Source organism: Pseudoalteromonas xiamenensis (assembly GCF_030994125.1).
Lineage (GTDB): Bacteria > Pseudomonadota > Gammaproteobacteria > Enterobacterales > Alteromonadaceae > Pseudoalteromonas > Pseudoalteromonas xiamenensis_B.
The window spans coordinates 86532-97284 of the sequence record NZ_CP099918.1 but is presented as its reverse complement, the minus strand read 5'-3'; the positions used below and the strand labels follow the sequence as shown (position 1 = coordinate 97284).

Here is a 10753-nt window from a genome sequence, read left to right as displayed (position 1 = left end):
TAAAGCGTGAAAGGGGAGTGTATGTTTGACTGTTGTCCTACTATTATTGTGCTTTATGAGGCGAAAAATACGGTCGACCAAATCGCTGATGTGTTCAATAGCCGTTATCGGAATCGACTTTTCATAAACATTAATAAAGAGCAAAGTAAATTCGCTAAAATTCTCAAAGAACAACACGAAGCTATTCTTTACGTGTATGTTTTTGATCATCCAGAAGAAGCGCGGAAAATCAGAGATTTCCTAGTATCTCATCCATTACTTGACCAACAAGATTCAATACCACAGCTTTCGCTGTTATTTTGTGAAAAGCAGCACCGCGAAATAGCACTCAATATGTGTAACGATGATATTTTCTATCAGTATGAAACACTGAAACCAATTTATGATTTGAATCATTTATCGCTTACAGTCCACAGAGCAGTCGAACTACTACAGTGTCATTTATTAAAAATAAACTTAGAAAAAGAAGTTAAAAATCTATCTGAAAAACTTGTTGCAACTCATTCAACGCTTGATGGGATCAAAGATTCGCTCACTGACCACCAGAGTGAACAAAGTGAACGATTGAATAAAGTGACTAAGCCCATAGGGCAATTATTGGAAAATGTAACGTTGCTCGAATGGCGACGAGCTTATGACAACACCACGAAGTCCTTATCTAGTCGAGAACTTGATTGTTTGGCAGATCAATTTCCAGTTGAAGAAATTAGGGAAAGCATGAGTGGTCTCAACCATGAAAACAGCAAAGCACTCGACACAATTGTTAAAGCGATTGAAACAGCAAAACCCAAAATTGAACATTCGATGCCGCTGATATTGCTCGCGGATGACCAGTTACTCATTCAAAAAATCGTAACGACGATTATTGAGCCAAGGGGGATGCGCATCGAGAGCGCGATGAATGGCGTAGAGGCATTGCTAAAAGCGAAGGTGATGATGCCTGATATTGTGTTGCTCGATATTGATATGCCCACCATGGACGGTTTTACTACTTTGCAGGCATTTCAAAGTGATGAGCAGCTGCGAGATATTCCCGTTATTATGCTTACCAGTGAGTCAGATAAAGAAATGATCAAGACCTGCATCGATTATGGTGCAACCGATTATATATTAAAGCCGACGCAAGCTGAGACGTTGATAAGAAAAATCAAAAGAGCAGTACAGCAAAAACGCAAACAAATAATCAAAACGGCTTAATGAACATCACGAAATCTAAAGTACTCATGTTTTGTCGTTAGCGCTAATATCAAGTGCTTTTTGAGGGACAGACAAAAGAATGAACGAAACAGAATGCGAAAGATCGAGCATTTCTATTGGATTGTAATTATTATGGGTCCTATCTCGTGATTGGACGGTGCGCTTTCTGTTCAAAGTAATTGCCATAATAATTACAATACAAGAACTTAGCCGTGAAACCTCCAATCGTTTCCGTTGGGGTAGTTTTAAGTCAAACAGCAATCGCTCAAACCTCAGATGATTTTCTTAAGGACGTTTTGGCTGATTTTGCTGCGGGTAAAGAGTTGTACAATTTTTATGTTGAGCAACCGCGGTTTATATTTGGTCCACACATTTAAACGTCGAGTTCATCGGCCGACGCTAATGGTGTAATGTACCGTCTTGGGCGAGCGTTGCTGGCTGCTCAAAATCAAAAATCTCGTGTTTTAAATTCAAGAACATGAGCGAAATTTGATAGCTAAAGCTTAATCACCGTCGCACTTGTCCGTATCAAAGTGGATGGTTCAGGACTTGATAAGCTATGCAGTACGTATTGCGAGGTCAGGCTGGATAGCGGCAGGATATTATCTTGTAGCCATCTAATCCAAGCGCGTCGGGTGAACGCGAAAACCGATTTCGCGTTTGACGTGATAATTTGGCTATCGCAAGCACCGCATTAACGCAAGTCAAAGGGCTGCACTGGTCTTTTTCACATTCTTATTGGTTAGTTATGATAGACATTTCGATACTCCCACTGTTCTTCGTTAGCGTATTTTTTCTTGTAATTTCACCAGGTCCAGACCTGTTATTGATCTCGAGTTATTCAACAGCAAGAGGGTTTAGGTCTGGAATAGCGATTTCATTAGGTATCTTTGGCGCAGGTATACTGCAATCAGGCCTCGTGGCTTTTGGCTTGGGAGAGATCATGCAAACGATGCCGACTGTCGCATTTGCGGTTAAAGTAATCGGTGCATGTTATTTGCTGTGGCTTGGGGTGAATCTCATTCGCGCTTGGTTTAAACAAACACAATGTAATGTCAATGACCAAGTTACGCAATTGAAACAGTTGACTTACCGTCGTTTAGCTTATCGCGGTTGTATGACTAACTTACTTAACCCAAAAGCTCTGTTGTTCTTCAGTTTTTTCCTGCCACAGTTCACACATACCTCGTCAAGTATAACCACTCAGTTGCTTTTTCTTGGACTCTTGCTAAGTGGTATAGCACTTGTAATGAACGTGGCATTTTCGATTGTGTTTAGCGCCGCAGGGAGGTACTTTAAGGGAAAGTTGAACTTTGGACACCATACAGATGGTATACTAGGGCTGGTGTTTGTAGGACTTGCTGCGCGTTTAGTGACGACTAAGTAACTCATTTCAACAGCGGTCTTTTTCGGTTAAGTCAAAGACCGTACGTGTTTTATCAAGGTCAACTTATTTCAGAAAATGGTCGTCCTGTTTACGTTTAGATTTTTTGTTAAGCCAATCATTGTATTTTGCATGAACGCCTCGGGTCAGCGAGGTGAAGGTTTCCTCTAAAAGGTCTACACCGTATAAAATACCCACCACAACAACAGATATTTTGATAGCAACCCATTCACCAGCAACAGGAATACAAATCCCAATCGCAGCGAGCATCCAAATAGCGGCAGCAGAAGTTACACCGACCACAATACCATCACGCGCAAGCATAACACCTGCACCTAAAAAGCCAATCCCTGTAACGATTTGCCCAATGATCCTCGACGCATCAACATTTTCGTTGGTAACGGCAGTTGCCATCGCCACAAACACATAAGTTCCAAGCACAATTAAAGACGATGTACGAATACCTACCGGCTTACCACGTAGCTGTCTTTCAAGCCCAATAATGGAACCACACAGAATTGCTGCAAAAATACTAGACCAAGAAAGAGGATAGATTGTAAAAAGTGATAATAGGTCCATAACTGCCACCAAAAAAATAAGCTGCAAGTATATATAGTTACTAAAGAATAAAAAGCCCAGCAAGAAAAAATTCAGGCTGGGCTTTGAGAGCCAAGGAGATTGTGTCCGGCTCGTGTCGCAATAATCAAAGTTGCTTCAAGGGAAATGTTTCAGCCTCACCGGACGAAGCAAAAAAAGGCATTGCCACGTCCAATCGGCGCTGAATGATTAAAAACTATATGCCACGCTAAATTTCACACTTCTTGGCATGATATAACGACCATTTGGTGCGTCCGCATTACGAGGATCGCCTTCGGTGATACCTTGTTTATCAGTCAGGTTATCGATAGCTACTTGTAGACGAATGCCTTCTGATGGTTCGAGGGTAAAGCCTAGGTCAATTTTCTCATAACCTTCAAGAACCACTGTGTTTTCATTGTCACCATAGCGGTCATCAACTGCGCTGAGCGTACCGTAAACTGTTGCAAACATGCCGTCGATTTCAAACTCGTAACTTGGTGTAACACGCATCTGCCACGCTGGTTGACGCTGTGCTTCGTTACCTTCATTGGTTGGGCTATCGGTAATTTCAGTTGTTTGCCAGGTTGCGTTCAAATTAACCGACAACCCAGATTCATGATTGTAGTTGTAATCGAACTCAACGCCTGTTGCTTCGTTGGTTAAGATCTCAGCAGGGTCACCTGGTTTACGTACAAACGTGTCGCCTTTTACTTCGTTCGTGAATAAGGTAGCGAAGAAGTCAGAGCTGTCGCCCATATACTTATAACCTACTTCAGCCTGTGTCACTTCTTTGATTAGGCTTTCGCCTCCTTGGTAGGCGCCGAAGTTATCTCGGAAATCATCAAAGTAAGGCATTTTGTAACCTTTGTTGACACGCACAAACAAACCACTATGTTCATCTAGTTTGTAGTTACCACCAAAGGTCCAAGACGTTTTTCGAGCGTTGTAATTGACTGCTTTGTCGATAGTGCCATTTAAGTCTTCATCAACTGAATAATCGACTTCATGTTTTTCGCTACGCACGCCAAGGTCTAGTGTGAGCTGCTCAGTGGCGGCATAGCTCTGCGTCATGTAAAACGCAAGTGTTTTTGCATCGCCTGTGGAATTGATATCGTAGTTGAAATCGCATCCAGCCACGTCACTGTTACAAGCAATACCGTTTAGCATTTCTTTGTTACCGCCAAGCACATGATACGCGGCATTACCTAAACTCCACCAATCCTTCGCAGAAGTCGTTGCGGTGTACATACCAAATGAGCTGTTTAAATCGCCGAATGCTTTTGAAAAGGCCAAATCATTTGTAAATGCCTCGATGTCCTTAAGGACTACCCAACGGCCGAATTTTTGTACGTTGGTGTTACCATCGTATTCAAGGCCTGAGACCGAGCCGGTTACGATTCCATCAATACCTTCAACCATACTAAGCGTTGATGCCGCTCCCGCAGGCACTAGGCCATAGGTGTTCGCATTACCTTGGGTGAGGTTGAAGCGATCGACAAACTCCCAGTCGTTTGCGAGCGTTAACTTGATGCTTCCCCCAGTGACATGACCATCCCAACCACGGCCATTGCCCAAGTCAACTTCCATCGCTTCATTACCTGACCCAAAGTAAATCGTTGCTTGACGATTAGCCCCACTCAATTGGGTATACCCAGCATCGACACCTTCAATGTTTAGAGGTGTAGGAAGGTACCAAGCGCCTGTATCGTCCGTTTGACGGGTATAAACGTTAATCTCACCGTTATCGAGTACTTTCGTCAGATTGATTGTAAACTGATTGCCTTTTTCTGAGGTAAATCCTGCATCACGGATCCCCGGCGAACGCTTTACGTAGCCGCCAATCATGAAATACAAGTCTTTGCTTAACTCTCCGCTTAAAACAGCGTCAACGCGTTGTAATCCGTAGTCTGACGTTGTGTATTTGAAGGTGCCTTCTGTTTCTTCATTACCACGCTTTAGTTGGAAGTTTGTAGTGAGTCCGGGTTGGCCATTTGATACAACCGGATTTGGACCACCTCGTAAGCCTTCCATCATGGCAATGGTTTCATCAAGACGGAAAATGGATGAGTTTTCCAAAAAGGATAAGGTCGGGGCAGGGTAAATGGGTGAACCTTGAAGACTGAGTGTTAGAAACGGGGCATCACCGCCGCCAGGAAAACCACGAACAAACACGTTTGCACCCGATTCCCCGCCAGAACTTTCGACCCAAACACCAGGGATCGCTTTCAAAAGATCAGCTGTGCTTTTTGGCGCAAGTCTGTCTATTTTCACCGCATCAAGATTGGTCACGGCGAAAGGTGCATCAACTTTACGGATCCCTCGACCGCCAGGTGTACCTGAGACGACGATAGTTTCAACTTCGTTATTTTTGTTCTCTTCTGCGACAGCAGGGTTGCACAAGGCGACCGTGATTGCTGACGCAAGCAAAGTATAGGCGTAACGTTTGCTCACTGGATTTCTCCCCTTTTGTTGTCATAGTGTTCTCGCTTGAAATCACCTCGTTTTGGACGATTTCAAGGGAAGCCATTGCTCATTTTTTGAGGTGTTGCACTTGGCTTAAATTTAAAATAGAACGTTATGCAAACGTTTGCAAACAATTTTTTGCGCATAAAAGCACAAAAATGAAACAATTCGTTTTAATGATTGCCATCTGTCACCAACCCACTAAAATGAAGCTGTTTTATTCCAAGTAGTTAAGGTCAAAAGGAGTGGTATGTCAGGAAATAAAGTAACGTTGGCAAGTCTTGCTAAGTTGGCTGGCGTATCGACCTCTACCGCCTCTAGAGCATTAAATAACAATCCACTCATCAAGCAAGAAACTCGTGAAAAAATTCAAAAACTGGCTAAAGATCATAATTTTAGCTTGAATGCAGCGGCCTCTCGGTTGCGCTTGCAAAAAACCAATGTCATTGCGGTTATTATTAATTTAGAAAAAGAAACCGAACAGTCGATAGACGATCCATTTTTGCTTAAAGTAGTGAGCGACATCAATCTTGCCGTTAATAAGCAAGGTTATGAACTGCTTTTGTCTAATTCGTATATGGCTGGAGATGATTGGCATGGTTACTTTATTTCTGGTCGAAGGGCTGATGGATTGATTGTTGTCGGGCAAGGAAAGCAACAGCAAAAAATTGAAAGAGCAGCAAGGCAAGGAACGCCCTTGGTCGTTTGGGGTGATCCTAAAACACAGAGCAATTACCCTATTGTTGGTAGTGATAACTTTCTTGGAGGTAAAACCGCCACGGAGCACTTACTTAATAAAGGGGCGTCGAAGTTGTTGTTTCTTGGCGAACCTGCGCATGCTGAACTGGGAGAGCGGTACCGTGGTTTCCTAGCAGCCCTCGAATCAGCACACCACGCGAAGGCAGACTTAGTTCGAATTGATATTACCAGTGACGCCGCATATGGAATTATAAATCAAAAACTTAGAGAGTCAGGTCTGACTTTTGATGGGATTTTTGCCTGTTCAGATATGGTTGCGCTCGGCGCGATGAAAGCGTTAAAAGAAAGGTATGTCAGTGTGCCCAATGATGTACGTATCGTCGGTTTTGACAATATTGCGATGGCCGACATTAGCCATCCTTCCCTTTCAACGATTGCACAAAATACCAAAGTAGCGGCAGAACTTTTGGTGCAAAAACTATTGCAGCAATTGGCCGGGGAAAGTCCACTATCAGAACAAGTTGATATTACTCTTATCCAACGACAGTCAAGTTAAGTGATTAAAAATAAAGTAAAAATAACAACATTGAGTGTTTTCGCCAGCTTCACTGCGTGCTCACGAGCCCTTTTTATCCATTGAATTCAGATAACAAAATGAAATGACGACCGATTTTCAAAATTAAATGCAAACGTTTGCATTGGGTTGAAAGTCTGGCTAGACTGAATGAAGTAACTGTTGATGAGATAGACAATGAAAAGAATAAGAATCATCTTTGCCATTGCGATGTGTTACTTCCTGTTTGCTATTTTGCTAAACAGCGTAGGGACCGTAATATTGCAATCCATTCAGACTTTTGGCGTAACAAAAACACAAGCTGCAACGCTAGAAGGATTTAAAGACATACCCATTGCTATCGTGTCTTTTCTAGTCGCCTCGTTTATACCAAGGGTTGGTTACAAGTTTGCTCTACTGTGCGCGCTTAGTTTAGTTGGTTTGGTCGCGACGTTTATTCCAAATATCGGACATTTTTGGGCAATTAAGTTGATGTTTGCCGCCATTGGCAGTGCGTTTGCCGTGGTTAAAGTCGCTGTTTATGCGTTAATTGGCCAGATTACAGATGACAAAAAAGCGCATTCGAGTTTATTGAATACCATCGAAGGGATATTCATGGTTGGAGTGCTCTCCGGTTATTGGATTTTCGCCGCATTTTTCGAAACGCAAGGTGAGCAGACGAGCTGGTTAAATGTTTACTATCTGCTTGCTGCGATGATTGGCGTCGTGGCATTAACCGTGTTCACAACCTCAATTGAATCACCAAAAGTTCCAGAGAACGTCTCCAATAAGGACGCTTTTTTCAATATGCTACAACTGACGTTTAGGCCGCTTGTCCTTGTCTTTATTTTAAGTGCGTTTTTATATGTGCTTATCGAGCAAGGCGTAGGGTCTTGGTTACCGACCTTTAACAATGAAATTCTTCACTTGCCTGTTGATGTGAGTGTCCAACTCACGAGTCTATTTGCCGCCAGTTTGGCGCTTGGGCGTTTGTGCGCCGGGCAAATCCTAAAAAAGGTGAGTTGGTATCCATTTTTAAATTGCGCTTTGTTCGGTATGGCAATCCTCATTCTGCTGACGTTGCCACTGACACATTCGATTGAACCTCGCGTGATTCATTCAGTATTTGATGCCCCAGCAGCGGCGTACTTAATGCCAATGATAGGGTTTTTAATGGCCCCTATTTACCCTCTAATTAATTCGGTCATGTTGAGTAGTCTAGAAAAACATCAACATGCCGCTATGACAGGGCTTATTGTGGTTTTTTCTGCGTTAGGTGGCACGACAGGCTCAATGTTAACAGGTGTTGTGTTTGAAAAATTTGGTGGTCAACAGGCATTCTATGGTGCACTCGTTCCTATAGCGGGTATTCTCATTACGCTGTTTTTTTCAACCGTCAAACCACCCGATATGAACGTTACGGTAAGGAAGTTTGAGAATGAAATTTGAACACAGTGAGTTGTTTATAGCGGTTCAACGCTCGAATCTCTTTAAAGACTGCAAAACGTTTGCGGATGCAATACCGAAAGTAAGCTGGCAGCATGCCATTGATGCGTTCGAAAACCAAAGACCAACCGATTTACGACGATTTGTTGAAAATCACTTTGGTTTTCCGCAATCGCCTGAACTTGAAGAACTCCCACAATTTAGCACGGTTAAAGACTATATTTCAGAACTTTGGACGCGATTAGAAAGACCCCAACGAACGCAAGGTGAGGGGAGTCTTTTACCTTTGCCCCATCCTTACATCGTGCCTGGTGGACGTTTCAATGAAATCTACTATTGGGACAGTTACTTTACGGCGCTAGGCCTTATGGATGCGGGTAGGTCTGAACTTGTGGCGGCAATGCTTGATAACTTCATCGCACTAATCAATACATTTGGGCACGTGCCGAACGGCAATCGCAGCTATTATTTGTCTCGCTCTCAGCCGCCTGTTACCGCGCTCATGGTGCAGTTGTTGTGGCCTGTTTATTCTCAAGATAAAACGTGGCTAGATAAGGTCACGAAGGCGCTTGTTAGTGAGTATCAATTTTGGATGAATGGCTCTCAAGAAGTGTCTGAATTGAGGCCTGCGGTAAATCGAGTGGTGCGAATGCCATCTGGTACGCTGTTGAATCGTTATTGGGATGACGAAACAACACCTCGGCCAGAATCGTTTCGTGAGGACATGGAATTGGCAAGCGAACTTCCAGATGAACAAAAGGCTGAATTTTTCCGAGAAGTACGTGCAGCTTGTGAATCTGGGTGGGACTTTAGCTCTCGCTGGTTTGACGATGAACATTCGCTTTCGACCATTGCGACGACCAAACGCGTGCCAGTCGATTTAAATGGTTTGATCTATATGTTAGAGAAGCAAATCAGCCAGTGTTTGAATGCCCTACATCGTCACGCTGAAGCCACTCACTTTAATGAACTGGCATTACAGCGAGCAAATGCTTTACAAGAGTTTTGCTGGGATGCTGAGCAGAAGTGGTTTATGGATTTTAACTTCAGACATGCTAAGCGTACGTCGGTATTGTCGCTTGCTGGGGTGGTGATGTTGTTTGCCGAAATTGCGAATGAAGCACAGGCCCATCACATGTCTTTGCGAATAGAGCGCGATTTTTTAAGGCAAGGAGGCCTCGTGACCACACTTAATCGTACCCATGAGCAGTGGGATAGCCCAAATGGTTGGGCGCCATTACAGTGGTTTGCTGTGAGTGGTCTAGTTCGATTTGGGAAAGTGCTACTTGCTAGAACCGTGATGCATCGATGGCTTTCGATGATCGAATTGGATTTTAAGCGTCATGGATGTTTGCTCGAAAAATACAATGTCTGTGAACTTGGCATACGCGCAAGTGGCGGGGAATACCTAGTTCAACAAGGCTTTGGTTGGACAAATGGGGTTACACAGCGTTTCTATCGATTAAGTGAATCGGCATCTGACACATGGCTTGATAATCTATAACTCAAAGTTATTACATTGCGCGTGTGCTCTGTGTAACGCACGCGGATTGTACCTTTTCGTCTTTTTAGCTATAAATGTTCATCCGAATAAATACAAACCTTAGCCACAACACCTTTGGGATCTAGTTCAAGGTATGGCAATCATTTTCAATTTGTCATTTAAAGTTCATACACCATTCACTTTTTACTGCTAAAACAGCTCCGAATAGTTGGAATTACCCTAAAACTGATACAGGTCAACATGCGACAAAATTTTAAAGGCATGATCATCGGTGATGGTTTTTCGCCTGTGTCATTGGATATGTGATTGTCAGCTAAGCCCATGTCGTTGGAATTATCAAATAATAGTAGTGCTCGTCTCACCGTTCAACACGGTGTAAAAGGACAGGATAAGGATTAAATTATGAGTGTGAACTTTCGTATAAAGTCGCTGCCGTCAGAAGAATTTCTACCATTGATGCAAATGACAGACCGCGAGTTGAGTTTGCTGGATGCAAAATGGATTGAAGTTGAAGAAGAGCGGGGCTATCCATGTCGTGTCACACTTTCTGATGCGAAAAAAGGCGAGCGAGTGTTATTTCTTCCTTATTGGCATCATAATGTGAAGTCGCCTTATAAAGCAATGGGGACAATTTTAGTGCGTGAAGGTGCAGAGTCGACCCATTTTGAGGTAAACCAAATTCCGAGTATGTTGCAAAGTCGCTTACTATCGGTTCGGGCATACAATACAAAAAATATCATGGTCAACCACTCGGTTACTGAAGGAACTCAGTTGTCAGAAGAGATACAAAAGCAACTCGGTCACACAGAAGCGTCTTATTTACAACTTCACTTTGCGGGACCAGGATGTTTCTGCTGTACTGTTGAACGAGTGTAATTAAGTCGATGTCAAGATTGCTGGTGGCACCGTTTTTGTTTGCGCCATTAGT

At 43.2% G+C, this 10753-nt stretch carries 9 protein-coding genes; 7 read left to right on the top strand and 2 right to left on the bottom strand.

Annotation, left to right across the window (positions count from 1 at the left end):
* The first annotated feature begins 21 nt into the window (after positions 1–21).
* The 3 genes from NI389_RS17540 to NI389_RS17530 all read left to right on the top strand — a co-directional run bounded on the left by NI389_RS17540 (position 22) and on the right by NI389_RS17530 (position 2584).
* The gene (locus NI389_RS17540; protein ID WP_308362690.1) at positions 22–1197 is read left to right on the top strand and encodes a response regulator; all 1176 of its coding nucleotides are present in this window, start codon (positions 22–24) and stop codon (positions 1195–1197) included.
* Positions 1198–1409: 212 nt separating this feature from the next.
* Positions 1410–1574: a hypothetical protein gene (locus NI389_RS17535; protein ID WP_308362689.1), complete on the top strand. Its 165-nt coding sequence runs from the start codon at positions 1410–1412 to the stop codon at positions 1572–1574.
* Positions 1575–1945: 371 nt separating this feature from the next.
* Entirely contained in the window at positions 1946–2584 is a 639-nt protein-coding gene (locus tag NI389_RS17530; RefSeq protein WP_308362688.1) for a LysE family translocator, read from the top strand.
* Between the two features lie 63 nt (positions 2585–2647).
* Here NI389_RS17530 and NI389_RS17525 read toward each other — a convergent pair whose 3' ends face one another.
* Positions 2648–3160 carry an MgtC/SapB family protein gene (locus NI389_RS17525; RefSeq protein WP_308362687.1) on the bottom strand — a complete coding sequence of 171 codons (513 nt, stop codon included), beginning with the start codon at positions 3158–3160 and terminating at the stop codon, positions 2648–2650.
* Positions 3161–3367: 207 nt separating this feature from the next.
* Positions 3368–5611 (bottom strand): TonB-dependent receptor, encoded by a 2244-nt coding sequence (locus NI389_RS17520; protein ID WP_308362686.1) that lies wholly within the window; start codon positions 5609–5611, stop codon positions 3368–3370.
* Positions 5612–5873: 262 nt separating this feature from the next.
* Between NI389_RS17520 and NI389_RS17515 the strand changes: the two genes are divergently transcribed.
* From NI389_RS17515 to NI389_RS17500, 4 genes are all read left to right on the top strand, one after another.
* Positions 5874–6878, top strand: coding sequence for a LacI family DNA-binding transcriptional regulator (locus tag NI389_RS17515; protein WP_308362685.1), 1005 nt, complete (start codon positions 5874–5876; stop codon positions 6876–6878).
* 195 nt (positions 6879–7073) lie between these two features.
* The gene (locus NI389_RS17510) at positions 7074–8324 is read left to right on the top strand and encodes an MFS transporter (RefSeq protein ID WP_308362684.1); all 1251 of its coding nucleotides are present in this window, start codon (positions 7074–7076) and stop codon (positions 8322–8324) included.
* A complete protein-coding gene (locus NI389_RS17505; RefSeq protein ID WP_308362683.1) occupies positions 8314–9825 on the top strand; it encodes a trehalase family glycosidase in 1512 nt (503 codons plus the stop codon). Before NI389_RS17510 ends, NI389_RS17505 begins: the two co-directional genes overlap by 11 nt.
* 402 nt (positions 9826–10227) lie before the next feature.
* Positions 10228–10701 (top strand): DUF1203 domain-containing protein, encoded by a 474-nt coding sequence (locus tag NI389_RS17500; RefSeq protein WP_308362682.1) that lies wholly within the window; start codon positions 10228–10230, stop codon positions 10699–10701.
* The last annotated feature ends 52 nt before the right edge of the window (positions 10702–10753 follow it).

What these genes read in the sequence shown, in the direction of transcription:
- NI389_RS17505 (WP_308362683.1), top strand. Translation starts at nt 8,314, where the DNA reads ATGAAATTTGAACACAGTGAGTTGTTTATAGCGGTTCAACGCTCGAAT.
- NI389_RS17530 (WP_308362688.1), top strand. Translation starts at nt 1,946, where the DNA reads ATGATAGACATTTCGATACTCCCACTGTTCTTCGTTAGCGTATTTTTT.
- NI389_RS17525 (WP_308362687.1), bottom strand. Translation starts at nt 3,160, where the DNA reads ATGGACCTATTATCACTTTTTACAATCTATCCTCTTTCTTGGTCTAGT.
- NI389_RS17500 (WP_308362682.1), top strand. Translation starts at nt 10,228, where the DNA reads ATGAGTGTGAACTTTCGTATAAAGTCGCTGCCGTCAGAAGAATTTCTA.
- NI389_RS17515 (WP_308362685.1), top strand. Translation starts at nt 5,874, where the DNA reads ATGTCAGGAAATAAAGTAACGTTGGCAAGTCTTGCTAAGTTGGCTGGC.
- NI389_RS17540 (WP_308362690.1), top strand. Translation starts at nt 22, where the DNA reads ATGTTTGACTGTTGTCCTACTATTATTGTGCTTTATGAGGCGAAAAAT.
- NI389_RS17510 (WP_308362684.1), top strand. Translation starts at nt 7,074, where the DNA reads ATGAAAAGAATAAGAATCATCTTTGCCATTGCGATGTGTTACTTCCTG.